Below are 24,832 nucleotides of genomic sequence, written 5' to 3' on the forward strand. Positions count from 1 at the left end.
GGTCCCTTGGCCCGTTCGTCGGTCATGGCAGCGCTGCGAATTCTGGTTGTCGCTTTCCGAGGAATGCCGATACGCCTTCTCGACCTTCCGCCCCCATCGCTTGCGCGCGAACGCTCCGCGCCTCCAGATCCATCTGGGCCTTCGCGGTAGCGCAATCGGAAGACAGCAGAAGGCGCCGTGCCGCAGCAAAAGCTCCCACAGGACCGCGAGCAAGACGTTCGGCCATCTCGCGCCCCTCCTGGCGAAGATCTTTGTCCGGAACCGACCGCGTCACGAGACCGAGCGATGCTGCCTCGGCGCTCGTCAGGCGCCTGTTGGCGTAGGCGAGCTCCTGGGTTCTGCGCAGCCCGATTAGGCGAGGCAGTAACCATGTCGCGGCGCCGTCCGGCGAGAAGCCTATCCCGGCATAGGCCATTGAGAAATGAGCAGCCTCGGAGGCCAAGACAATGTCGCCGACCGCGGCGAGACCAAGCCCTCCGCCCGCGACGGGCCCGTTCACCGCCACTACGAGTGGCTTTTCCATATGAAGCAGTGTCTCGATCGCCCTGTGCAACGGAGTGGTGATCCGATCCAGCAGCGCGCCCACATCGTCTCCGGCCGCGCCAATGCTCCTGACATCGCCGCCGACACAGAAGAAGCGCCCCTCGGCCGTCATCAAGACGGATCGGATCGTACTATCTTCAGCCGCTTCCTCCACCCGTAGGAGCAGCGCTTCAGCCATGTCGACACTCAGCGCATTTCCCTTTTCGGGATTGGAAAGGGTTATCACCGCGATCCCGTTTTCTCGTTCGATCCGCACCAGGGGATTGATGTCGTCGCTGCCGCTCATTTAAGCGACCGCCTGTTGGGCTGCGATCTTTCTGTTCGCGATGATGTCGGCTGCCTTTTCTCCAATCATGACGGCCGTGGCATTGGTGTTGGTGCTCGGCAGCGTCGGCATGATCGACGCATCGGCCACACGGAGACCTTGCACGCCACGGACCTGCAGTGCGGGATCGAGCACTGATCCGTCGTCGCTACCCATGCGACATGTTCCGACAGCATGATATCCGAGGGCCGCTTTGGCCCGCACGAACGCCGCCCACTCGTCGTCGCTCTCCGGTATCGGGTTGGGATTGCGGTCGGCGACCACAAGCGCCTGCATGGACGGGGTGTGATAGAGCTGGTTGATCAGTCTACAACCCTCGATCATCGTGCTGAGATCGCGCTCATCGTCGAAGAGGCGATGGACAATTCGCGGACGACGATCCGCATTGAGCAGCACCCTGCCACGACTCTTCGGATGGCAAACCGATGCGTAAAGCGTGATGATTTGTTCTTTCGGCAGTCCTTTCGAATCCCAGGAGGTCGCGTTGGGGTCCATATCGTAGCCCAGCGGCATGAAATGGAATTGGATGTTCGGCTCATCCAGATCAGCGCGCGTTCGGACCAATCCCATCGCGGGCACAGCCGGCGCGGAAAGGGGGCCGCTGCGGTTCCAGGCGTAGCGTAGAAAATAGCCAAGAATGTCGATCGGACGCATCCGGCTGTTCATCGTCGGACGATTTACATATTTGTTCTGGCCTACGCCGGGATGCTCTTGAAGGTTGGCACCCACCTGTGGTGCGTCGTGCCGAACAGTTATCCCGTGCTCCAGCAGGACGCCGGCGGGTCCGATGCCGGAACGCATCAATAAGGCGGGTGTACCCATGGCGCCTGCCGAGAGAATGACTTCGGCGCGCGCCTTCGCCTTGCGCTCGACACCCTTGTGCCGGAAGGTTACCCCAACCGCCAGTCGACCCTCGAAGTCGACATGCTCGACATCGGCGTCGACGATAATCTCCAGATTGCTGCGCGAGCGGGCGGGACGAAGATAGGCCTTTTCCGTGCTGCAGCGCCAACCGTCACGCTGCGAGCCGTGAGTGAGATATACCCCCTCCATCTGGCCGTCCTGATATTCGGCGAGCGTTGGAATGCCCAGCTCGTTACACGCCTTCAGGAAAGTGTGCGTCAGTGGATGGAAGCCGGGCCGCATCGGCGCGACGGTCAATGGACCGTGTGAACCATGGGCTTGGCTCGGCGTACCTGACCAGGTCTCGGACCGGAGAAAATAGGGAAAGACGTCATTGAATCCCCAGCCGGTGGCTCCAGCCTCGGCCCACCGATCATAATCACGCCGCGTTCCGCGGACATAGACCATCCCGTTGATGGCGCTGCCGCCCCCCAAGGCCCGTCCGGCTGACCAGGCAAAGGTCCGGTTGTCGATGGTGGGATCGGGATCCTGGGCGTAGAGCCAGTCATATTCCTTGTTGCCGATGAGCTGCACGACACCGGCAGGAACTTGCATAATCAGGGAGCGGCCTTTCCCGCCGGCCTCAAGCAAGAGCACCTTGGTTTTTCCGTCTTCGCTCAAACGGTTGGCGAGCACCGCGCCCGCGCTACCCCCACCGACAATGATGTAGTCGGCAACTATCGCCTCGTCGTTCATATACTTCCTTTCTGGCGAGGCCTGATCGTAAATGGGTTCAACTGTAGCGCCTCGGCACGGCCGTTCGGGCGTCAGGCCACCGCGGAACGGGGATCGGATTCGCCGTCGTTGCTGGGCGCAATGCGGGCCTCGCGAAGTTGCTGTCGCCGAACCTTGCCCGCGTCGTCGCGCAGCATATCGGTTACGAACTCGAAGCTTCGCGGGAGCTTGTAGGCCACCAGTCTCTCGCGCAGGAAGGAAAGGAGCTCGTCAGACGTGAGATGTCCCTGTGCCCCGTCGGTTGGCTGAATAATGGCGTGGGTGGCAGCGCCGAAATCGCTGTCCGGAAGGCCGATCACAACGGCTCCCTGCACGCCAGGGTGGGCCATCAGTGCGCCCTCGACCTCGGCAGGAAAGATGTTCGCACCCCCGGACACGATCATGTCCGTGCGACGGTCGGCGATATAGAGGTATCCCTCTTGATCCATCCAGCCGAAATCGCCCAAGGTTTCGAACCCATCATCCGTCACGCGCGCGTCGGCGCCGATGTAACTATATGTCGAGCCCCGGCCTCCGGCCGGAAGGGCAAAGATCTCGCCCACCTCGCCGCGGGGCAGCTCGTTCCCCGCCTCATCGACGATCTTGATCTTGTCGAGGAGCGCGCGTCCGACCGAGCCGCGGTGCGCCAGCCATTCAACGCCATTCAGGATGGTTGTGACGATCCCTTCCGTCCCGCCATAAAGCTCCCAGATTTTCTCGGGACCAATCCAGTCGATCCATTCCTGTTTGAGTTCTGGCGGCATCGGTGCGGCCCAATGCCACACGGTTTCCAATGAAGAGACATCGTACTTATCGCGCACTTCCTTCGGCAGACGCGATATCCGCATCATCATCGTCGGCACGAAGCTTGTCCATTTTATGCCGAACGTCTCGATCAGGCGAAGCGCCTCTTCCGGATCGAACCTCGTCATCCCGATGACGGAATGGCCTTCGGACAGGGCCTGAATGTTCGTCGTCACGGGCATGTTGTGGTAGACCGGACCCGTGGCGAGGATGGGGCCATCCGCCGGAAACCGAAGGGGCGGCTTGCGCTCGGTGTCGAAGGTATTTGGCCCAGGGGCCACGATAATCTTCGGACGGCCGGTAGAGCCACCCGAAGACATGGCCTTCCAGCGCGGCGCAATGACAGCTTCCAGAGGGGTGGTATCGGCGTGACCCCGGCCGAAATCGGCCGGCTGTGCGCCGAAAGCTCTCCGCAACGCCTCGTCGGAAGCAATCACCATCCTGGGCCCAGCCACGGCTACAATCGCCTGAAGCTCCGCCAGCGGCAGGCGATAAGACACGACGTGCGGCGTCGCCCCGATCGTCCATAGCGCGAACATCAGTTCGTAAAATGCCGACCCGTTCGGCAGCGCCAGCGTAACAAGGTCGCCCGGTTCTACGCCGGCAGCGCGCAGCGCATGGGCGCGCCGCGTCGCGCGATCGGCCAAGTCTCCCCAGCTTATCACATCGTCGCCGTGCCGGATCGCCCATGCATCATGCCCGTGCAGCGCCGCGCCGCGCGCGGGTATCTCAGCCAGTGGAAATATGGCCATCGACGAAATCCTCCAAAATCCCTCGCCCGCTCACTCCGACGCGGGCTTGCCCTTCCAGGCCGCCTTGTCCTTCACGCTGGCCGGCAGTCCCGTCGGGTCAATCGGCAAGCCAAAAACCTGCTCATTGTGAGAATGGCTCAATTGATGCAGCGCGAAACTCGTCCCCATCGCATTCACGCGTCCTTGCGCGTCCTGTGCTGCGTTAACGGCTTCCTTCAGCAGCTTCAGCGTGAAGGATGGCTTTCTGGCGATCTTCTTCGCCATCGCCTCGGTAAAGCTTTGCAGCTCCTCGTTGGGAACCACATGGTTCACCATTCCCAGGCGATGAGCTTCATGTGCACCGATGAAATCGCTGGTGAACAGCATTTCCTTGGCTTTGCGGACACCAAGCTCCCAAGGGTGATTGAAAAACTCCGCCCCCGCGACACCGATTTCGCCGGTGTTATCCGCGAACTCCGCATCTTCGGCTGCGATGATGATGTCGCAGGGCCAGATGAGCATCAGCCCCCCGGAAATGGCCTTTCCCTGCACCTGGGCGATCGTGACCTTGGGAATGTTGCGCCAGCGCTCGGAGAGCCCCAGGAACATTTCCTTCTCGATCCCCATGCGGCCTTCCGCCCCTGCGCAGCCGAACCCGCACCAGGTTCCGACCGGATCCCAAGGGGCCATTTCCGCGACGAAATCCGGCACGCGAAGATCGTGTCCCGAGGAGAAATGCTTGCCGTGTGCGGCCAGGATGATCACCTTGACCGCGTCGTCCCGGGCTGCCTCGTTGAAAGCCGTGTTGAGCTCATAAAGCATGGCCGCATTTTGGGCATTGCGGCTCTCGGGCCGATTGAGCGCGATCCGTACTACGTCGGTCGACACCTTCTCGACGAGTATCGTTTCAAACACCTCTGCTCGGCCAACGCTCATCGCAGCAATCCTCTTCAGTATGGTTTTCTTGTTGGGGGGCTCGGTGCCCGAGGCGCTCGAGACCCTTTTCTCAAGCGCCTCGGACAACGGTCAGGCGGCGTCGCGCTTCCGTCCGGCGCCCGCGTCCGCCTGGTCCTTGGGATAGAGCCGCTGCAGCTTGGAGAAGGTCTCCTGACCCTCATTGCTCTTGTCCCAGACCATCCAACCACGGTCCATGTGGGAGAGGGCCTGCAACGCCATGCCGTAACCGACGCCGACCTGATCGTTGAAGAGCTGTTTCCAGCGATCCACGAAGCACTGCCGCGTGTAGCGGAGCGTGAGATCGTCATAGGTCGCCATCTGGTGGGCAAGCTCCAGGGCGCGAGGCATGAGATCCTCCGGGTTCAGCACCTCGTTGACCACACCGAGACGCTGCGCCTCGTGAGCATCGATATGCTGGCCCGTCAGCAGGAAATATTTGCCCCGATTCGTCCCGAGCAGTTCCTGCCACAGGATATGCACACCATCGCCCGGAACCTCGCCGGCCGTGAAATGGCCCTCGTCGGCATAGACTGCGGTCGTCGATGCGAGATTGATGTCGCCGAGGACCATCAGTTCGCCGTGGATCAACGCGGGGCCGTTGCAGGCACAAATCAAAGGCGCTTCGATTTCGAAAAGCCGACGGAACATCATCTTTTCGCCCCATGCGGGCACGTCGAAATTGCTGGGGGTCTTGATAGGCACGCCCCACTCACCATGGCGGTCAATGAAGACGTCTCCCGTGCCGGTGAATACGACGACCCGATTGCCGCGGTCTCCACCGATATCGGTGAAAGCCGGGGCCCATTCGGAGTGATGTTCCGCGCCGTAGAGCACCGGTCCGTCATTACTGTGCCACTGTACGACAAGAACACCATCATCCGACCGCTCGAACTTGAGGGTCTTGTACTTGTCGAAATATTCAGGACGCTCGCTCATCACATCTTCTCCATTAAATTGAAATTTCTGAATCGACTTTTCAGGCGATTACCATTCCGCCATCGACTGAGAGGGTCGCTCCAGTCAGGTAAGAGGCTGCTTCCGAACATGCCCATATGACGGCCGAAGCGATTTCATCAGGTCTTCCCGCCCTATTCATCGGCACGGACGACTGGACATATTGATCGATGCTGAAGAAACCCTCGGCAGCTTTCTTTGCGAGCATCGGTGTTTCTATGACGCCGGGACATATAATGTTCACCCGGATGTTCTGCTTGGCATATTCGAGAGCCGTAACCTTGGTCAGACCGATCAAGGCATGCTTGCTCGCCACATAGGCGGGCAATTGCGGCGCTGCCCGAAGCGATGACACGGATCCCGTGTTCATGATCGCACCACCGCCGGTCTTGAGCATGGCTTCGATCTCGTGCTTCATGCACAGCCACACGCCGGTCACATTCACGGCGAATATCTGATCCCAACGCTCCCGCGAGCAGTCCACGGTGGTGCCAGTGTCAGGCGATATTCCGGCATTGTTGTATGCCGCGTCCAGCCGACCGAACCGGCTGACGGTTTCGGCCACCGACGCAGCTACCGAGTCCTCACTGGTGACGTCGGTGGGCAAGAAGATCGCCTCGCCGCCAGCGCGAAGAATGGCCTCCAGCGTTTCACTGCCGGCACCCTCGTCACGATCGAGGATAGCCACTTTCGCGCCCAGCGCCGCAAACTCCTGTGCGGTGGACCGGCCAATTCCGCTACCGGCGCCGGTAATGAGGGCAACGCGGCCGCTCCAATTCATCACATTCACCTGTGTTGCTCCCAATCACCGACTCCAGAGACGCATTACTTGCGCATGTGCTCGGGCAGACGGTCATCGGGGATGGGGGGGCGATAATCTTCGGCCATTCCGTCGGTGATGCAGACACGCTGGAGGGTGCGGGTTTTGCCGGGAACAAGTCCGCCGCGAGCGTGATGATAGGCCTGGTTCGCCCAGATCACGATGTCGCCGTTGCGCCAGCGATGTTCGTAGATATTCGAGTCCGCATAGAGGTGCACGTGCAGCTCGGAGAGCAGATCCTCGCTTTCGGCTTCGCTCAGACCGATGACGAGAGCGGTGTTCTGCTGGGTCGCGTAAAGCACCTCCTGGCCCGTGATGGGATCGCGATGAATGAGAGGGTGTTCGGCCCGCGGAGCATTTTCCGGATAACCCTCAATGCGCTGGCGGCCGGTCAACCCTTCCTCGCTCGCGGAAAAGAGGTTGAGGCCCTTCAGGCCCCGCAGACGTTCCCTGGTCGCCGGCGCAAGCGCCTCGAGCGCCAGCCGGCCGCTTGCGAAGCGCGTCCAGGTTTCCTCGTACGGGACTTCGATACCGTGGAGGGATATGCCCAGAAGCGGCACCGGCGTGTACAGGAAGTCCAGATGGAACGAGACCTCAGAGTCGCCCAGAAGACCGTCCTTGCGCGTGTTCGAGACATAACCGACAGTCGTGAAATCTTCCAGGACCGGGCCCAGCTTGGACATCACCCGTTTTTGCTGATCCTGCGTCAGCTCCTGCTCACGGAACACGAGATAGCCATATTCCTTAAACAGGCGAGCGACCTCGTCGTCATTCTTCTCGTCCCTCAGGTCGAGATCGACCTCGACGCCGAATGGCTGGATCTTCGTAATCTTCGTTGCCGATTTGACAGACATCACAACCTCCAAATGCTGGAATTTCTCGTGCGGCGGGTTTGGTTATAGGTCCGCCGCTTCGTTTTCATCGTTCAGTAGACATCCCGTTGGTACCGACCCTCACTTTGCAGTGTTCCCAGGAGTGCCTCGGCGGCAGAGTCCGTGATGCCCATGCCGTCGCGAAGGGCGCAGACGAGGGCGCGATGAACGTCCGGCGCCATGTTCGCAGCGTCGCCGCAGACAAAGATATGAGCCCCGTCGGCGATCCACCGGCACAGTTCGCCGCTTTGCTCCAGCAGCCGGTGCTGGACGTAAACCTTGTTCATCTCGTCGCGGGAGAAAGCCGTATCGAGCCTCGTCAGCACGCCCGATCGAAGAAACGCACTCAGCTCTTCCTCGTACAGGAAATCCGTCGCGCGATTTCGTTCGCCGAAGACGAGCCAGGACCGGCCAGCACCGTCCTGCGCGGCGCGTTCCTGTAGAAAGCCGAGATAGGGGGCGACACCGGTGCCAGCTCCGATCATGATGATGGGAACGCCCGCCGCCGGCAGCCGGAAATGCGCGTTGGAATGCACATAGACCTGAAGCCGAGAGCCGATCGGGGTCCGTTCGCAAAGCTGCCCGGTTGCGACGCCACGGCGCTGCTCACCCCAAAGGGAATAGGATACAGGCGCTATGGTCAGATGCACTTGCCGAGGCGACGCCTTGAGGCTGGACGCAATCGAATAGAGCCGGGGCTGCAAAGGCCGAAGCATTTCGACAAAGATCTGAGCGTCGAGAGAAGCGGCAGGATATCTCCGCATGATATCGACGATATGATGGTTGCGCATCAGCGCGGTTCGTTCGCCCGCGTCGGGAGCGAGCGCGACGCCGGCGAGCATGTCATTGTGCGATGCTGCGCCCCAGGCCCCCAGAAAGCGGGGTGTCACTGCGGCGATGTCCAGATAAAGGCGAAGCGCTTCATCAAGTGGAAGGGACTCCCCCTTGAGCGTAACGATTGCTTTGGCATTGAGCCCGCCCGCTTCAAGGACCGCATCGATCAGCGCCGGATCGTTCTCGACGATGACGCCAAGGGCATCGCCGGGTTCATAAGCCGCGTCCGCCAGCTCAGGCAGCTCGAGAGCCAGGTGCCGCGTCGCCTTGCTGGAGCCTGGACCCGTCAGAACGCGGCTGTCGACCACGACGCCTTCGATCAGCCGATATTTTTCGCGTCGCGCTGCCGCCGGCCCGCTGGGGCCGAGAGCATCCTGCAACGCCAAAGGCTTCTGCACGATCGCTTGGAGAACCGCCGCGCGCCACTCGGCAGCCGGTTCCTCATAGTCGATGTCGCAATCTATCCGGTCCAAAATCCGTTTTGCGCCCAGCGCCGCGAGGGAAGTGTCCAGACGACGCCCCGCTGCGCAGAAGTGCTCATAAGTCGAATCGCCGAGGGCCAGCACGGCATAGCGCAGATGTCCGAGCGATCCGGCTTCAGCGGCGCCGAGCGCAGCAAAGAAACTTTCCGCGGCATAAGGCGCATCACCATCACCCGTCGTGCTGGCGACGAACAGGGCGATCTCCGTCTCCCCCAGTTCGGAGATGTCCGCGTCGGCCATATCCATGACGCGCGACGTCAACCCGTTCTGGTCGATCGCCTTGCCGAGAGCTTTCGCGACCTCCTCGCTGGCCCCGGTCTCAGTCGCGAACAATATCGTCACATGGCCCGAGGGCACATTGCCATCGCTGCTCTGCCCGCCATTGGCATACGCAACATGGGGCTCCCCAAGAGTGTCGCCTTGACCTCGCTGCGGCTCGAAAGTGCTTTCGCTGAGCGTCACCGCGGGTGCCCTCCGACTGAAAGGTTGCCCCTGCAGATCACGCGGACGCCGCCTCGACATCGTCGAACGTCACATAAATCGTGTCGTTCTCGACCTCGACGTCATAGACCTTGACGGGGATCCATGCCGGCACGCCGGTCACCTCGCCCGTCAGGAAGCTGAAACGGGAACTGTGCGCGGGGCACTCGACGCTGTCTCCGCAGATCCAGCCCTCGCTCAGAGACTCATCCTCATGGGTGCACCGATCATCGATCGCGCGGAATCCGTGATTCTCGATGTGCGCGACGCAGAGCGTGCGATGGCCAACTTCGACCTTGCGCATCTCGCCGGGCGGAAGGTCACTGACTTTGAGGATTTCCACCTTGTTCATGCGCGCGCGCTCCAGTTGTCGAGAATGACGGGGAAGGAGATGTACGTGGGGATCTGGTCCCTTGGATCGTCGGAGGCCTTGAGCGGCAAGGTCTGTGCCTGAAGCTTGGGATCGCGCCTGATCCCTGCACGGAACAAACCCTGGACGAGCTTCAGATGGCTGCCGCTCTTGCCGTCGTTGCCGAGCACGGCACGCAAGCCGAGGCATTGATGGGCGCCGGTTGCAAAGGCGAGGCCATACCTGCTTATACCTTCGGGAATCTCGCGCCGCGGATTGAATTCATTGGCATCGTCGCCAAAGATCGCGCGATCTCGGCCGGCTCGCGCCACCCATGCCTGGACTTCGTCACCAGCCTTCAGCTGGACATCACCGGCATCGAGGTCGTCGACCGCCAAGCGGGTAAGGAACGGAACGAAGGGGGCACGCAGGCGCAAGGCCTCCTGCAGCGCGTTGCTGACGAATTCCATGTCTTCGATGCAGGCCCGATCGGCCGGATATTTTTCGAACCAGTCGAGCAGATACTCGACGGTAGAGAGCACCGCCTGAACACTGGTCCCGGTCGTCGCAACGAAGAAGAGGATAGCCTCCTTGATGCCGACATCCTCATCGGCGTAGGTTTCATGGGCCTGTGTCGCGATCATCTGCAGAAGATTGAGCGGCACGTCGTCTTCTGTCAGTTCGCCCGCCGCCAGTCTTTGCAGCTGCCGACGCGTGTGCTCCAGTGACGGTCGATAAAACTCCTCCACGAAGACCTTCTTCGCTTCGATCCCGGCAGTCGTGACACCTTCACGATCTTCGAAATGCGCCGCACTAAGGCCGCCGAAAATCGGCAGGGCGCACCCGCGAAGGCGGGCCATCCCTTCTTCGGACTCGACGCCTTCGATGCCGATGATCTTTGCCGCGAACTCCAGGAAAATGAGCTCGACCACCCCAGCCAGGTCGCAGCCGAACGCCCCTTCCTCGTTGCGCTTGACCGCGCGACCCATCCACCGATCGACCGACGGAAGAATGATATCCTCGCGAAAGCGCACGAGCTGTTCGGGCCGTACCAACGAATTGAGCAGGCGCCTTCTTTGACGATGGACGTCGCCATTGCTCATGGCGAGGTTGCCTTGCTGGAACTCGCGGACGTTGATTTCGGCAAGGGCGCTCGGGCAAACATAATTGTCGGCCGACACGTCGGCATTTTCCTCGACCGCCTTGGAGCGAAGGACTGTCTGCATGGTATCAAGCGTGTCGATCGTCACACGCGAAACCGGACACTTGGACTGCGGTGCCTGTGGCGCGGTGTCCATTTTCATACTCTCCCATTGGGGAAGCGCGGGGCTCTTGGCCGACGCATCCACCGCTTGAAACTTCATAGAGGAAACTAGGGCGAGCGCGCCGCCGTGTATGTCACCGATGCTGGGGACTAATCGGAGACGGCATCCGATCCCGCTACAGTGCGGACCAGCCACCATCGATCGGGAGGCACACTCCGGTCACGAATTCTGCTTCGTTGGAACTCAAGAACATCACGGCCTGGGCGATTTCACGGGGCCTGCCGAGCCGCTTCATAGGGTGCATCTCGGCAATGGCGTGCCGCGCAGCGTCCGCCTGCTCATGTTCCAGGCCCGACAAGCTCTGTGCCATCATACCTGTGGGAATGCCGCCAGGTGCAACCGCATTGATCCGAATGCCCGCGGTGGCGTATTCGATTGCCGCATTCTTCGTGAGTCCCACTACGGCCGCTTTGCTCGAGGCATAGGCGGTCTGCATCGGCATGCTGTGATGGCTGAGGAACGACGCGGTGTTCGTGATCGCTCCACCGCCTTGGGTCTGCATGAGTTTGATTTCGGCGCGCATGCAAAGCCACACGCCGGTGACGTTGATTCGCATCACCCGATCCCACTCTTCGAATGTCAGATCGGCGGCGAGCGTCGACGATTGGGTAATGCCGGCGTTATTGAAGGCACAGTCGATCCGGCCGGTGACAGCCTTTGCCGCTTCGACGGCAGCCAAAACAGAGTCCTCGTTTGCCACGTCGGCCTCAATCGCCTCGAAACGCGCGTCGATGGCACGGAGCATCTCGGCGGTCCGGACCAATCCATCTAGCGAGCGATCGATGCCTACCACCACGGCGCCAGCCTCTGCAAAGGCCAAGGCGCTTTCCTGACCGATACCGCTTCCTGCACCCGTGATGAGTACCGTTTTGCCGTCAAAACGCGCCGCCATGTTATCTCTCCTCAATTTGTTATGCTATTGGGCAAAGCTGGGCGGTCAGCGCACGCGCTCGAGCACGCTGGCGTAATTGGCGACTGCCGCGCCACCCATGTTGAAGACTCCAGCGAGTTCGGCGCCAGGAACCTGCATATCTCCGGGTGCTTCGCCGCATAGTTGCATCGCGCAAAGGGCATGCATCGACACGCCGGTGGCCCCAATCGGGTGCCCTTTGGCCTTAAGGCCCCCCGAGGCGTTCACCGGGAGGCGTCCGCCGATCTCCGTCCAGCCTTCCAGGGCAGCCCGCGCGCCTTGACCGCTGGGAACGAGGCCCATCGCCTCATATTCGATCAGTTCGGCGATGGTGAAGCAATCATGGGTCTCGACAAGCGAAAGATCATCGAGCGCGATATTCGCCTCGGCAAAGGCCCGTTGCCAGGCTTGCGTGCAACCCTCGAACCGGGTGATGTCGCGGCGCGACATAGGCAGGAAATCCTGCACATGTCCTCGGCCGCGAAAGCGCACCGCCCTCTGCGCCTCGGCAGCGATATCCGGTGCGGCCAAAACGATGGCGGCAGCACCATCTGAGACGAGGGAACAGTCAGTTCGCTTAAGCGGTCCTGCCACAAAGGGATTGCGTTCGCTCTCGGTGCGACAGAATTCATAGCCAAGATCTTTGCGCATCTGCGCCCAAGGATTACTGACGCCATTTCTGTGATTCTTGGCGGCGATCCTCGCCAAAGCGTCGCTCTGGTCGCCATATTTCTGAAAATAGGATTGCGCGATCTTGCCGAAGATACCGGCGAATCCACCCTCTGTGTCGCCCTCTTCTGCAAGATAGGATGCGCGAAGCAGATTTTCGGCGATCTGGGGAGATGAAGAGTCGGTCATTTTTTCGACGCCAACCACGAGGACTATGCTGGCACGTCGGGCTTCGATGGCATTGACGCCTTGGAAAACTGCGGCCGACCCGGAGGCACACGCATTCTCCGTTCGCACGGCCGGCTTGAATCGTAGCTGCGGATTGGCCTGGAGCACCAGCGCGGAAGTTAGATTTTGCTTTGAGAATCCGGCGTTGAAATGGCCAAGAACGATTGAATCCACGTCTTCGGCGCTGACGCCGGCATGGGCCAACGCTTCGTTTGCCGCCGCAACGACCAACGTTTCGACGGTTTCTTCAGGTTGCTTCCCGAACGGGGTATGGCCCCAGCCTATGATCGAGGCAGTCACATTGGCACTCCAAATGAAATTGACAAAATTCGCACGTATCAGCGCCCCAGCAGCTTTCGCTCGGCGAGCCAATCTTCGGTGATTGAAGTTGCGCGCTCTAGATGTTCGGGCTGCCCGACGTAATAATGAGTCGCTCCGTCGATCACGACATGCTGCTTGTCGCTCGTGGCGGCGGCCTCGTAGACCGACCTGCAATGATATTGGGGTACGGCGTCATCAGCGGTGTTCTCGATAAAGAGAAGGGGCGCGGAAATCCGGGCAGCGGTTGCGGCACCTTCCGCGTTGGTGTCATCGATCGACCATTGAGACAGCCAGGCACGCAGGGTAGAGAAGCGCGCTAGTCCCACCGGGCCGCTGTTCACAGTCTCCGGGACCCCAAGATAGCACCGGCCGATCGGCCGATCATTTGGATCGAGGGTCGCATCGAGGAAACGGGGATCAGCAAGCGTGCGATGCGTTACGAATCCTCGCTCCTTTTCCGCGCCGCCCACTGCCCGCAGCCGTTCGAGCGTGTCCTTCACCCAGCTCGTAATTCGGCGCATGCGCGCCAATTGTGCAGCACGATACTGATCGATGAATGCCGCGGAATAGGGCGGCTGCGCGGGGCCCGCATAGATATCAAGCGCCAGGTCCCGCACATCAGGATCGCGCTCGTCGATGACCGACGGATCGATGATGTCGAGCAGGAGTTTGGCCCGCGAGCTGTGCGCAGCCTGAAATACGACCGCGTCGGCGGGAATAAGGCCAGCTCTTGTCAGATCGAGGGGGTCGCCGGCGGGTGTGTGGGTGATCGTTGGCCCCTCGGCCTGCGACTGGTAGAACAGCGACAGCGATCCTCCGCCGCTCCAGCCCACCAGAACCACATGCTTATAGCCCCACACGGATTTGGCGTGGCGAATATAGGCGCCCAGATCGAGGAGGACGTTCTCCAGGATGCAGGCGGTGTCGTTGCGCGCGTAGCGGCTGCCGGCGCATAGGACGTGCGCGCCGCGACGGGCGGCCTCCCGTGGCACGGGCAGAAGCTGCAGGGTCGAAGCCGGGTGCATGTAGATTTGAAGGGTTTCGCTTGGAACCCTGGCGGGGCGGATGAGGACGCCCTCAAGGTTTACGGCGCCTTGGTTGCCCGCGAAACCATAGGTCTCCGTGAAGCTCTGCGTCTCATCGTAATGAATGTGAACCCATTCAAACGTTATGTCATCCGACATGCAAAAACCGTGCCTCCCCGCTTTGGCGACCCTTCGCCCTTGTGATTCCGTGCGTCGATTGCTAGACTGTAGCAGGAAGCCACGCGCGCTCGTGTCCCTGTTGCGCGGGACGAATTGGCAAAAATCGGCTTGGCTCCATGGAGAGACCATGCCTTTTTGGACCGCCTTGCCGGAATCGGCGCTTCACAAGCTCGCTGCCAATTTTCCAGCCCTGATTATGTCGATCGGACAGAAGCAGTTCGGCGTGCGGTTGCTGACGCTGCTCAATGATACGTGCGGGGCCGAGCATGCCACGGTTTTCCACCTGACGGCCGACAACCTCATCGAAGTGACGGCGGCAAGCATGGACGGTTCGGATACCGCCCATCGTCAGGTCGGCGTCTATCTCAAGGAAGGCCTCTGGCGCCGGGATCCTACGCTTAGGGAAGCCAAGCTCCGGCTGACCTCCGAGGATGAGGCATTCGTCCGTACCGACATCGCGCACCTCACCGACGACGTGTTGCGCGACATCGTGTATGGTCAGCCGGATATCAGCGATCGGCTCCTGATTTGCTCCCGCTGGGGCGATGATATCGTGGGGCTGAGTGTGTTGCGGTCCTCGCATGCAGGGCCGTTCACCACCTCCGACATCAACGGTGTCCAGTCGATCGCGGGAACGATCTTCGCCCTCCTGGCCAAGCACATCAGTATCACATGGGACGGCCCCAATGTTTCGGTGGCCCTCACGTCGCTCGAGGAAATCGAGTCGTGCATAGCAGCGTGTGCTTCGTCACTGCCGCGGCGGGAGGCAGAGGTCTGCAGCAGGATCATTTACGGGATGTCTTCCGTCGGAATTTCGCTCGAGCTCAGTATCAGCGAAGAAACCGTGATGACCTACCGGAAGCGGGTCTATCACCGGCTCGATATCGCCACACAGCGCGAATTGCTGCTCTGGTATCTGGACCTTTGGAGCCATTGGCAGGATCGCGCCACCCGCGAGCCCGCCCAACTGTCTTGGAAGCCGGAGAAGATAGCATCTGCTCGATAGCAAAATGCCTGCGCCCTATGGTCGGGCGCCGGCATAACTGCGGCGTGTGGGGTGTGAGCGTCGAAATCAGCGCTTGTGACGACGGGCGGCGATCAGTTCCGTCATCGCTTCGCTGACATCGCGTCCCGTCGCGACAGCACGCTTCTTGCCTTCGTTCCACATCGTCAGATCGGCATGGCCCTTGGCCGAATGACGATTCCACTCAGGATCGGTCGGGTAGGTGATCTCCAGACGGATGCCGTTGGGATCGCGGAAATAGATGCTGTAGATCAATCCGCCGTGGTCAGTAGGGCCGACGACGTCTATCCCCTTGTCTGTGAGCCATTGATGCCACTGATCGACCTCATCCCGCGTTTCCGCCTGCAGGGCAATATGATCGAATATGTCATAGGCGGGGTGAGATACGTCAGGACGCGGCGGAAGACCGGGCGCCTCGAAGAAGGCGATCGTCGATCCATCCTTCATCCGGAAGAAAATGTGAAAATACGGGAAAGGATCGCCGGTCGAGGGAATCGTGTCGTCAATTACGGTGCTGGCCAGTTCCATGCCCATCACGTTCATGTAGAAGTCGGCCGTTGCCTCGACGTCATGGGTCACCCAGGCTGCATGGTTAAGCATGAGCGGAGTGAGCCGTACCATCGAATCCGCAACCGCCGCGTCGGCAGTCGTAACCATGGGAAATCCTCTCTGAATGGAAATAGCGCCTTGGTACCAAACTGCTCCGCTAGCCGCTGTCCCCAATTTGCGGGACTAACACGCGAACCCCCCGTTGAGAACGATCGCAGGTATCGACTCGCCTGAGCCGTTCCGCAGCCTCCACTCTTCAATCTGATCCCAGTGGTGCAGCGTTTCGCCTATCTCATCTCTCCCCTCCAGAAGCGCCGCCTTACGGCCTTCGTCGATATCGAAGGTGAAAGCATGGCCCAACGCGCACTCTATCCGCTGGCGAACCAGGTCGATCTTTACGAAGGCGGTGGTGGAGCTACCGACCAAAACCTGAAGGAATTCATGGTCCTCGGGATCAAGGACGATCGGCAGGATACCGTTCTTGAAGCAGTTATTGTAAAAGATATCCGCGAAGCTTTTTGCGATGATCGCGCTGATGCCGAAATCGATCAGTGCCCAAGGCGCATGCTCCCGACTTGAGCCGCAGCCGAAATTGCTACCTGCAACCAAAATGCCGGCCTTTCGCCAAGGGTCCTGATTGAGAATAAATGCCGGATTTTCAGTGCCATCGCCATGATAGCGCATCCGCGCGAACAGCGCGCCTCCAAGGCCGGCTCGGCTGACCGTCTTGAGAAATTCGCCCGGCAGAATCTTGTCGGTATCGATGTTGTCCAGCGGCAAGGGCGCGGCGATCGCCTCGAGATCAGTGAATTTCCGCATCACGAATAGGTCCTGACATCCACGATAGCGCCGGCGACCGCCGCCGCCGCTGCCATAGCTGGCGACATAAGGTGCGTCCTTCCCCCAGGTCCCTGACGCCCCTCGAAATTGCGATTGGACGTCGAGGCGCAGCGCTGTCCAGGCGACAAGCGATCCGGGTTCATGCCCAGGCACATCGAACAGCCCGCTTCCCGCCATTCAAATCCGGCGTTGCGGAATATGTCGGCAAGGCCTTCCTCTTCCGCCTGACGCTTCACACGGCCTGATCCCGGCACAACCAGCGCGCGCACACCGTCAGCCACATGACGGCCGGCGGCAATCGTCGCGGCACTCCGCAAATCTTCGATCCGTCCGTTCGTGCAACTGCCGATGAAGACGACATCAATTGGCAGGCCCATGATCGCCTGCCCCTGCCGCAGACCCATATAATCGAGCATCGCCTGCGCCTGATCCTGGCGTTGGGAAGGCATGGCATCGACCAAGGGTATCGTCTCGTCGACACGGATCACCGCTTCCGGGCTGGTTCCCCATGTCACCATCGGAACCACCTCCCGCGCATCCACGAGAATTGTGCGATCGAATTTCGCTTCAGGATCTGAACGAAGGTCGCGCCAGGCTTCGATCGCACGTTCGAAAGCCGCGCCTGCCGGAACGCCGGGTCTGTCTTTCAGATATGCGAAAGTCTTGCTGTCGGGGGCAATCAAACCTGCCCGCGCGCCGGCCTCGATCGACATGTTGCACACCGTCATCCGTCCCGCCATGTCGAGATCCGCAATGGCTTGGCCGGCATATTCGATGACGTGGCCGTTTCCGCCGGCGGTTCCGAGCTTCCCGATGATATGAAGCACCAGATCCTTCGCCGTGACACCGGTCGGAAGGGTATTCTCGACATCTACGCGCAGGGTGCGCGCCGGCTTCTGACGCAGCGTCTGGGTGGCAAGGACATGCTCCACCTCTGACGTGCCAATGCCGAATGCCAGGGCACCAAAGGCGCCATGGGTAGAGGTGTGACTATCCCCGCAGACGATCGTCATTCCGGGAAGCGTCAGCCCGAGCTCTGGACCGATGACATGCACGATACCTTGCGACTCGCTGCGCAGAGGAACATAGGGAACCCCGAATTCGGCCACATTATGTTCGAGCGTTTCGACCTGGATTCTGCTGTCGGGATCGCTGATCGGCCAATCACGATTTTCCGTCGGCACATTATGATCCGCGACCGCGATCGTTAGCTCGGGATGCGGCAGCCGTCTGCCCGCGATGCGCAGCCCTTCGAACGCCTGCGGGCTGGTGACCTCATTCACCAGATGACGGTCGATCTGAAGAAGCCATGACCCATCATCGAGTTCGAGGATAGCGTGAGCATCCCAAATCTTCTCAAACAGCGTGCGTGGCTTGGCCATCATGCCGTCTCCTCCCGGCGCGCCTGCGCGCTCATCGCATCGCGAACCCGGCCTCCCACACAGGCGCCAGGCAGCGTCGCGGCGCTGCCCGCGGCCTCCAGCAGTCGGGAGAGATCAATCCCGGTCGCCACGCCCATCTTGCCGAAGGTCCAGACTAGATCTTCGGTTGCGACATTTCCGGTTGCTCCCGGGGCAAAGGGGCAACCGCCAAGCCCGCCAAAGGATGAGTCGATCACGGCCACACCGGCATTGAAGGCGGCGAGAGCGTTGGCGACGCCCAGGCCGTAGGTGTCATGACCATGAAAAGCCCATTGACGAATTTGCGGGAAGAGCCGCCTAGCACCCTGAAACAAGTCGCCCACCTTGTCGGGTGTGACACGCCCGGTAGTATCGCAGAGGCAGAATTCGGCCTCCGCTGAAACCGCAACGAGCGACCCGATAAGATCCAGGGTTGCAACCGGATCGACGGGGCCATCGAATGGACAATCGAAGGAGGTCGCGAGGTTCAGACGAATTCGCGTGCCCCCGGGAAGCAAGGCGACGATGGCTCGGAAATCCTCCACCGACTGTTGAGGCGTCCGAAGCACGTTGCTCTGATTATGTTTGGGGGAGACAGAAAGGACGAAGGCAAGATGCCGTGCGCCTGCCGCGAGCGCGCGCTCGGCCTGGCGCTGGCTCGGAACGAGGACCTGTACGTCCAGGCCCGGTTTTGTCGCGCAATACGCCAGCAGTTCTGGGGCATCCGCCATTTGCGGAACCGCCCGCGGGCTGACAAATGCCGTCGCCTCCATCCGCCGAACGCCGGCATCGTACAGCTTATCGACCAAGCCTGCCTTCTGCTCGGTGGGAATGAACTGGTCGATCGGCTGAAAGCCGTCCCTGGGTCCAACCTCTACGATCGATACAGACGCGGCGCTCATTTCAACACTCCAGCACGCTCGAGTTCGAGAAGGCGCGGCTCGTCATAGCCGAGCAATTCCCTTGCGACGGAACGGCTATCAGCGCCGATGTCCGGTCCCGTGTTGCGCACCTGCCCGGCACCGTCCGGGAAATGCGGCACGATACCCGGATGAAGGACAGTACCGAGCAGGGGATCGTCCACTTCCCGTACCATGCCGCGCGCACGATATTGAGGATCTCCCGCAATATCCTCGGCCGTGTACACCTTCGACGCGGGGATATCTGCATCGGCAAGCATCTTCGAGAGCGTTTCCGCAGGATGTCGACGGCTCCACTGCTCGATCAACCCGTCAAGCGCGCGCGCGTTTTGCACGCGCTGGGCGTTCCCCTGGAAGCGCGGGTCGTCGTGGAGATCAGTTCGATCCATGAGACCAAGCAATTTGGCGAAAAGCGGCTCGGAGTTGGCGGCTATGAGGATCCACTGCCCGTCGGCGGTCGGATAGGCGTTGGACGGGGCGGCCGTGGCGATCGCCCCTCCCGTCGGCTGTTTGACTTTGCCGAGCGCGCCGAACTCGGGAAGCATGCCTTCCATCAGGCTGAGGACACTCTCCGTTAGCGCGACATCTACCGTCTGGAAGCGCCAGTCGGAGCCAAATCTCTCCCGGCGCCAAAGGGCCGAGACGATTCCGAAGGCGGCGTATAGCCCCGCAAGCGAATCCCCGACGCTAACACCTACGCGGACTGGAGGAAGATCGTAGGTTCCCGGCGGGTGGTTGGTCAGATGTCGGATGCCGCCGATCGCCTCGCCAATCACGCCAAAGGCGGCCTGATTGCGTCCCGGTCCACTCTGGCCATAGCCCGAGACATGGGCGACGATCACGTCAGGCCGTCGCTCTCGCAGCACTTCCGGCGCCAGTCCCATCTTGGCGAGCTGGCCGGGGCGAAAATTCTCGACCACGACGTCGCAATGCTCGACGAGGTCGAGCAGGACATCCCGGCCCGCCTGCGCCTTGAGGTCGAGCGCGACGCTGCGTTTGTTGCGTCCGTGAACCGACCACCATAAGGAACGCCCATCCACCTGGGCGCCCCATTGCCGCACGGGATCGCCTTGAGGCGGCTCGATCTTGATAACCTCGGCGCCCAGATCCCCAAGCAAGCGTGTACAGAAAGGCGCGGCCACGAAATGGCCGATTTCCAACACGCGGATGCCCGACAGCACGCCGCCCGCGCCCTCCTGTCCGCGATTCATGCGTTCACCGCGCCTTTCGTGGCGCCGCTCAGCTGCTTGTAATTGCTGACCCGCTTCGGATCGATGCCGAGCGGTCGCCGATAAGAAGGATCGCGCTCATCCCGGCTCGGCTGCGGGGCAGTTTCTGCCACCTTGAACTCGAAAGGTTGCAGGCAGTCATAATTCGGGCCGCCCTCCGCCGTCTTCGAGCCTTCGATCGTATTGATGGAAGGCGCAACCCAGTCCACGATATATTCGCGCGCTACGATGCCCCATTTGCCCTCGCGCTTTTCCATGCGATCGATATAACGACCGCCGATGGCGCTGAACGGGGCACCGGTCTTGTTCATTCCGGAATAGGACAGGTAGGTTTCGCAGTGAGCGACGTCGCCGTCGATCCAGGCCAGGTGATTACCGATCATATGCTGGGTCGCACTATGGTTTTCCGAGTGCATCTTGCTTACCCATGTCCAAAACTCGTCCGGCGATCCCACAAACATGCTGTGATCGTCGATCGCGTCATTATGGTAGGCAGACAGCACCATCTCCTTATCGAGACGGTCGACGCCTCGGCAATAGCGGTTCACGACATCGAGTATTTCCTGCCGATCCATGAGATAGGTCAGCTTCTCGTGCATCTCTTCAAGCGTCATCATTGGCTGCTTCTCCGGTTCCAGTCTGCCGCACATTCGATGCGATCGAGCAGACGGTGTGTTTGGACGGCGTCGGCAAAGGTGGGAGCGGTCGAGGAGCCGGTGGCGAGATCCTCATGGACCGCGCGGTATGCGTGAGCGACGGCATCGGAATGTCTCGACGGATCAGTGCCGACGAGGCGGTATGCCGCCGGAACGGGCAGGGGGCCGAGAGGTTCGCCGCCCCGGCGCCCCTGTATCCGTACATGGCCATATTGAAGGTGACCGGTGTCGCCCTCTACGATCAGATCGCCTTCACGACCATTGATCTCCCAACGGAAGCCCCCCACTGGCGCATCCCCTCCGCGATACTGGAGCGCAACGACCGCACCACTGTCGAGGGTACCGCCGACGACCACCTGATCCGGAGCCGTCGCCTTGACTACGCCGTCGCCATCGATGAGATCGACCGAGCGATAGCCTGTCGCCAAACTCGCATGCAGACGGGAAAAGTCGCCGAGAACCCAGGTAAACAGATCGATCATATGACCGAACGGGATGCTCAGCATCGTCGCACCTGTGGTATCGTCGAGCACATAAGCCATGTTGGTCATGCTGGCACCGCCCCAGGGGAAGCCGCCCGAGCCGAGGACATTGGACGAAACGACCTCGCCGACATAGCCTTGGCCCGTCAGATCGCGCAGGTATCGAAGGGCCGGTGCGCTCCTTCCCTGTAAGCCGGCGAAAGCCGAAACACCACGCGAGTGGGCGCCGGCCGCCATCGCGTCGGCCTGCTCCACGCCTTTCCCAAGCGGCCATTCGCAATAGACGGCTTTGCCCCGCCCGAGAGCGTGTGCGACCAACTCCTCATGCTGGGGCACTTTGACGGTCACAACCACCAGTTCCACGTCAGCTCTGGCGACAAGTTCGGCAGGCTCCGCGGTGGCAAAGTCGATGCCATACGCCTCCCCCGCGGCCTTTGCGCTCTCCGGCGTCGATGCGGACAGCCCTTTTATGAGGAATCGATCCGGCATGGCTCGGAGCGCCTCGAGATGGGATGTCGCGGCCCAGCCCCCCTTGGCGCTCAATCCAATAATGCCGACGCCGAGCGGTGTACCTGTCGCTGGCATTAACCGGCGGTCCGCGGTCCGGGCGTGAACGTCACGTTGAGGCTTTCCAGTGCATGGATCTGAAAGTGTTCCATGAACTTTGGCGCCGGATGTTTGTCCGAAATCTGGATGTTCTGCAGGCGTTCCAGCAGCCGGGCTATCGCGACGCGCATTTCCATTCGCGCGAGCTGATTGCCGACGCAGAAATGAATGCCCCTGCCGAACGCGAGGTGATTGCGAACGCCCTTGCGATCAATGTCAATCTTTTCCGGGCACTCCCATTTGGCCTTGTCGTAATTCCCGGCAAGGTAGCTGACCTGAACCACGGATTCCTTGGGGATCGACACGCCCTGAAGTTCGGTGTCCTGCGTCGTATAGCGATATTGATGCGGGACGGGCGCATGCGCGCGCAGCATCTCCTCGATCACCGCCGGGATCATCGTGGGATCGCCGAGCAGGCGCGCCTTCAACGCCGGATCGGTCAGGATCATGTACATGGCACTTGTAATGCCGGTCGTCGTGGTCTCGTTGCCCGCGACAAGGATGAGCTGCGCGATCATCAGCAACTGGCCCATCGTCAGCTTTTCGCCATTGACCTCCGCATGGACGAGCCGGCTCAACATATTGTCATTGGGCGCGGCCTCATACTCGCGGGCGCGCGCCGCGAGATAGTTCTGCATATCGATCATCCGATCGGTAAGCATGAGTTCGCGATCAGGCGGGCAATTCGGATCATTGCGATCGACCCAGGCCGTCGACCAGAGCTTGAACTGCTCATAGTCTTCGCGCGCGACGCCGAGCTGATCGGAAATGATATACATCGGCAGGTGGACGGCGAACCCTGATCCGAGATCGCTTTCGCCTTGCTCGATGAAGCCGTCGATCAGTTCATCCACCAGCTTTAGCGCGTAAGGCTCCAGTTTCTTGACATAGCTCGGCGTAAAGACCTTATCGACCAGGGCGCGGTGCAAACCATGTTCCGGCGGATCGGCAAAGGCGAGCACATGTTCCTCGGGCCAGCCGCGTTCACGGTAGCGCTTCGCAACCTCTTCCGACACCGACGTCTGCCGGTTGATCATGATCGGCGTTTTGCTGGAAAAGATTTCCGGATGGCTGTTGACGTAGTGAATGTCGTCGTACCGGCTGACGATGTACATCCCGGTGCCGGGATCACGATAGACGGGGGCTTCTTCAAGCAGCCGATTGAGGAACGGGAAAGGGCAGCGCTGCACTTCGCCCGATGCGTAGGTTCCCAGATCGTCTTGTGTGATTTCCATAGTCCCGCTCCACTGCCCCCGGCTCCGACTCTCTTGCGAAGTCGCCCAAGGCGGCATTCAAAAGTTTGCTGGATTCGTCCTAGCAGACGAGCCGCCTGAGTCCTGTCACCGAGCACCGGGACAGCGGCGGCGATCAGGCCGTAAGTGCGCCCGCGCCGCTCAGTGCGACATGCTCATCCTGCTCGGGGAGCGCGCCGGATACGCCGATTGCGCCGACACAGTATCCCTCATGGTAAAGCGGTATGCCGCCACGAAAAGGATGCAGGCCGGCGATAGCGATCATGGATGGCGTAGCGCTGACAGCCTGCTCCAGCGACGCGGAAGACATGTTCAACTCGACGGCGGTGCGCGCTTTGCCCTCAGCCACGCGCAGCGAAATGAGGGGCGCTCCCTCAAGCCGATCCAGGCGCAACAGATGGCCGCCGTCATCCAGGATGCAGATCGTTACCGCGAGCCCATCCTTTTGCGCGGCGATGCGGGCTGCCGCCATGATGTGATCGATTTCGGTAAGGGTGAGGCACGGCCGCGAAATCATAAGTCTTCCTCACCCGGCGCCGTTGCGCTTGCATCCGAGGATTTCTCGGCCGTCTCGAGCGGCGCGGTCTGGTACATGTCTAGGATGACGGCGTCGATTTCCCTGTCCGTTCGGGAACGGGCCATGTCACACATATATTCAGCGTCGCTGCCTACCGGATAGCGGGTCTCGGGCCGTTCCACCTCCAGCGCGTGAACAATGACAGCGGCGACCGTATCGGGCGAAGTGAACTTCTGGGCTGCGAGCCCTTCATCCGCCCTGTACTTCATCTGCCGGTAAAGCCGCCCGTACAAGGCTTCCTCGTCCGCAGGCAGGTCGGCGATCACCTTTGCGAGCGATGCCTGGCTGCGTCGCATCATCTGAGTGTCGAGCGCGCCTGGTTGGACAAGAACCACCTCAACGCCCCAAGCGCCGGCCTCCTGGCGCATGACATCGACCAGACCCTCAAGCGCGAATTTCGAAGCGACATAGCTCGCCATCATCGGCGTAGCGACGACACCCGACCACGACCCTGTGAATATCATCCTACCTCTGGTCTGCCGAAGGGCCGGGAGGCAGGCCTGGTAGACTGCGAGGTTGGAGAGGCAGTTGATTTCCATCGTACGACGAAAGACGTCGGGCGCCGTCGTCTCGGCCGGAGCGAAAGGGGCCACGGCCGCGCATATGATGACCGCGTCCAGCGATCCTAGATTACGAATAAGCCGTTCAACGAGCGTCTTGAGATCCTCGGACCGAGCCAGATCGGCGACTTCAACCGCAACACAGTCTGGACAGGCCTTCGTGAAGGCAAAGAGGGCGTCAATGCTCGAAACCGTAGCGCCCACCCTGTACCCGGAAGTAAGCAACGTCCGGATCACAGAAAGGCCCATGCCGCCATTTCCGCCGATCACAAGAGCGGTAGGCTCCGTCATCGCGGAATGCCCGCGGCTG

General features: G+C 60.9%; 24 protein-coding genes. 1 reads left to right on the forward strand and 23 read right to left on the reverse strand.

Annotated elements, in window-relative coordinates:
• Positions 1 to 22: 22 nt before the first annotated feature.
• The 13 genes from K663_RS20415 to K663_RS20475 all read right to left on the reverse strand — a co-directional run bounded on the left by K663_RS20415 (position 23) and on the right by K663_RS20475 (position 14,405).
• Positions 23 to 829 (reverse strand): enoyl-CoA hydratase/isomerase family protein, encoded by an 807-nt coding sequence (locus K663_RS20415; RefSeq protein ID WP_062121766.1) that lies wholly within the window; start codon positions 827 to 829, stop codon positions 23 to 25.
• On the reverse strand, positions 830 to 2,467 hold the full coding sequence (locus tag K663_RS20420; protein ID WP_062121767.1) for a GMC family oxidoreductase: 1,638 nt from the start codon (positions 2,465 to 2,467) through the stop codon (positions 830 to 832).
• A gap of 71 nt (positions 2,468 to 2,538) precedes the next feature.
• The gene (locus K663_RS20425; protein ID WP_062121768.1) at positions 2,539 to 4,041 is read right to left on the reverse strand and encodes an AMP-binding protein; all 1,503 of its coding nucleotides are present in this window, start codon (positions 4,039 to 4,041) and stop codon (positions 2,539 to 2,541) included.
• Positions 4,042 to 4,071: 30 nt separating this feature from the next.
• Positions 4,072 to 4,956 carry an enoyl-CoA hydratase gene (locus tag K663_RS20430; protein ID WP_062121769.1) on the reverse strand — a complete coding sequence of 295 codons (885 nt, stop codon included), beginning with the start codon at positions 4,954 to 4,956 and terminating at the stop codon, positions 4,072 to 4,074.
• Between the two features lie 90 nt (positions 4,957 to 5,046).
• The gene (locus tag K663_RS20435; RefSeq protein WP_062121770.1) at positions 5,047 to 5,913 is read right to left on the reverse strand and encodes an enoyl-CoA hydratase/isomerase family protein; all 867 of its coding nucleotides are present in this window, start codon (positions 5,911 to 5,913) and stop codon (positions 5,047 to 5,049) included.
• A 40-nt stretch (positions 5,914 to 5,953) separates the two neighbouring features.
• On the reverse strand, positions 5,954 to 6,712 hold the full coding sequence (locus K663_RS20440) for a glucose 1-dehydrogenase (protein ID WP_062121771.1): 759 nt from the start codon (positions 6,710 to 6,712) through the stop codon (positions 5,954 to 5,956).
• Positions 6,713 to 6,756: 44 nt separating this feature from the next.
• The gene (locus K663_RS20445; protein WP_062121772.1) at positions 6,757 to 7,605 is read right to left on the reverse strand and encodes a TauD/TfdA dioxygenase family protein; all 849 of its coding nucleotides are present in this window, start codon (positions 7,603 to 7,605) and stop codon (positions 6,757 to 6,759) included.
• 71 nt (positions 7,606 to 7,676) lie between these two features.
• Positions 7,677 to 9,401: a diflavin oxidoreductase gene (locus K663_RS20450; RefSeq protein WP_062121773.1), complete on the reverse strand. Its 1,725-nt coding sequence runs from the start codon at positions 9,399 to 9,401 to the stop codon at positions 7,677 to 7,679.
• A gap of 37 nt (positions 9,402 to 9,438) precedes the next feature.
• Positions 9,439 to 9,771 (reverse strand): Rieske (2Fe-2S) protein, encoded by a 333-nt coding sequence (locus K663_RS20455; RefSeq protein WP_062121774.1) that lies wholly within the window; start codon positions 9,769 to 9,771, stop codon positions 9,439 to 9,441.
• A complete protein-coding gene (locus K663_RS20460) occupies positions 9,768 to 11,018 on the reverse strand; it encodes a cytochrome P450 (RefSeq protein ID WP_158511241.1) in 1,251 nt (416 codons plus the stop codon). Before K663_RS20460 ends, K663_RS20455 begins: the two co-directional genes overlap by 4 nt.
• A 190-nt stretch (positions 11,019 to 11,208) precedes the next feature.
• Positions 11,209 to 11,985, reverse strand: a complete 777-nt coding sequence (locus tag K663_RS20465) for an SDR family NAD(P)-dependent oxidoreductase (protein ID WP_062121776.1) — start codon at positions 11,983 to 11,985, stop codon at positions 11,209 to 11,211.
• 45 nt (positions 11,986 to 12,030) lie between these two features.
• Positions 12,031 to 13,200 (reverse strand): acetyl-CoA acetyltransferase, encoded by a 1,170-nt coding sequence (locus K663_RS20470; protein WP_062121820.1) that lies wholly within the window; start codon positions 13,198 to 13,200, stop codon positions 12,031 to 12,033.
• Positions 13,201 to 13,238: 38 nt separating this feature from the next.
• Positions 13,239 to 14,405 carry an alpha/beta hydrolase gene (locus K663_RS20475; protein WP_062121777.1) on the reverse strand — a complete coding sequence of 389 codons (1,167 nt, stop codon included), beginning with the start codon at positions 14,403 to 14,405 and terminating at the stop codon, positions 13,239 to 13,241.
• Between the two features lie 148 nt (positions 14,406 to 14,553).
• Here K663_RS20475 and K663_RS20480 point away from each other — a divergent pair, with 148 nt between their 5' ends.
• Positions 14,554 to 15,432, forward strand: coding sequence for a helix-turn-helix domain-containing protein (locus K663_RS20480; RefSeq protein ID WP_062121778.1), 879 nt, complete (start codon positions 14,554 to 14,556; stop codon positions 15,430 to 15,432).
• Between the two features lie 66 nt (positions 15,433 to 15,498).
• Here K663_RS20480 and K663_RS20485 read toward each other — a convergent pair whose 3' ends face one another.
• The 10 genes from K663_RS20485 to K663_RS20530 form a co-directional block, all read right to left on the reverse strand.
• Positions 15,499 to 16,107: a VOC family protein gene (locus K663_RS20485; protein WP_063619120.1), complete on the reverse strand. Its 609-nt coding sequence runs from the start codon at positions 16,105 to 16,107 to the stop codon at positions 15,499 to 15,501.
• A gap of 75 nt (positions 16,108 to 16,182) precedes the next feature.
• A complete protein-coding gene (gene leuD, locus K663_RS20490; RefSeq protein ID WP_062121779.1) occupies positions 16,183 to 16,818 on the reverse strand; it encodes a 3-isopropylmalate dehydratase small subunit in 636 nt (211 codons plus the stop codon).
• Positions 16,818 to 18,224 carry a 3-isopropylmalate dehydratase large subunit gene (gene leuC, locus K663_RS20495; RefSeq protein WP_083536061.1) on the reverse strand — a complete coding sequence of 469 codons (1,407 nt, stop codon included), beginning with the start codon at positions 18,222 to 18,224 and terminating at the stop codon, positions 16,818 to 16,820. Before leuC ends, leuD begins: the two co-directional genes overlap by 1 nt.
• Positions 18,221 to 19,141, reverse strand: a complete 921-nt coding sequence (locus K663_RS20500; RefSeq protein WP_062121781.1) for a hydroxymethylglutaryl-CoA lyase — start codon at positions 19,139 to 19,141, stop codon at positions 18,221 to 18,223. Before K663_RS20500 ends, leuC begins: the two co-directional genes overlap by 4 nt.
• Positions 19,138 to 20,370 carry a CaiB/BaiF CoA transferase family protein gene (locus tag K663_RS20505; RefSeq protein ID WP_062121782.1) on the reverse strand — a complete coding sequence of 411 codons (1,233 nt, stop codon included), beginning with the start codon at positions 20,368 to 20,370 and terminating at the stop codon, positions 19,138 to 19,140. The genes K663_RS20500 and K663_RS20505 overlap by 4 nt, the downstream gene beginning before the upstream one ends.
• Positions 20,367 to 21,005 carry a nuclear transport factor 2 family protein gene (locus K663_RS20510; protein WP_062121783.1) on the reverse strand — a complete coding sequence of 213 codons (639 nt, stop codon included), beginning with the start codon at positions 21,003 to 21,005 and terminating at the stop codon, positions 20,367 to 20,369. Before K663_RS20510 ends, K663_RS20505 begins: the two co-directional genes overlap by 4 nt.
• Entirely contained in the window at positions 21,002 to 22,111 is a 1,110-nt protein-coding gene (locus tag K663_RS20515; protein ID WP_062121784.1) for a Gfo/Idh/MocA family protein, read from the reverse strand. Before K663_RS20515 ends, K663_RS20510 begins: the two co-directional genes overlap by 4 nt.
• Positions 22,111 to 23,367 carry a cytochrome P450 gene (locus K663_RS20520; protein WP_062121785.1) on the reverse strand — a complete coding sequence of 419 codons (1,257 nt, stop codon included), beginning with the start codon at positions 23,365 to 23,367 and terminating at the stop codon, positions 22,111 to 22,113. Before K663_RS20520 ends, K663_RS20515 begins: the two co-directional genes overlap by 1 nt.
• Before the next feature lie 133 nt (positions 23,368 to 23,500).
• Positions 23,501 to 23,902: a GlcG/HbpS family heme-binding protein gene (locus tag K663_RS20525; RefSeq protein ID WP_062121786.1), complete on the reverse strand. Its 402-nt coding sequence runs from the start codon at positions 23,900 to 23,902 to the stop codon at positions 23,501 to 23,503.
• On the reverse strand, positions 23,899 to 24,813 hold the full coding sequence (locus tag K663_RS20530; protein ID WP_062121787.1) for an SDR family NAD(P)-dependent oxidoreductase: 915 nt from the start codon (positions 24,811 to 24,813) through the stop codon (positions 23,899 to 23,901). Before K663_RS20530 ends, K663_RS20525 begins: the two co-directional genes overlap by 4 nt.
• Positions 24,814 to 24,832 lie beyond the last annotated feature (19 nt).

This window comes from Sphingobium sp. MI1205 (assembly GCF_001563285.1).
Classification (GTDB): Bacteria; Pseudomonadota; Alphaproteobacteria; order Sphingomonadales; family Sphingomonadaceae; genus Sphingobium.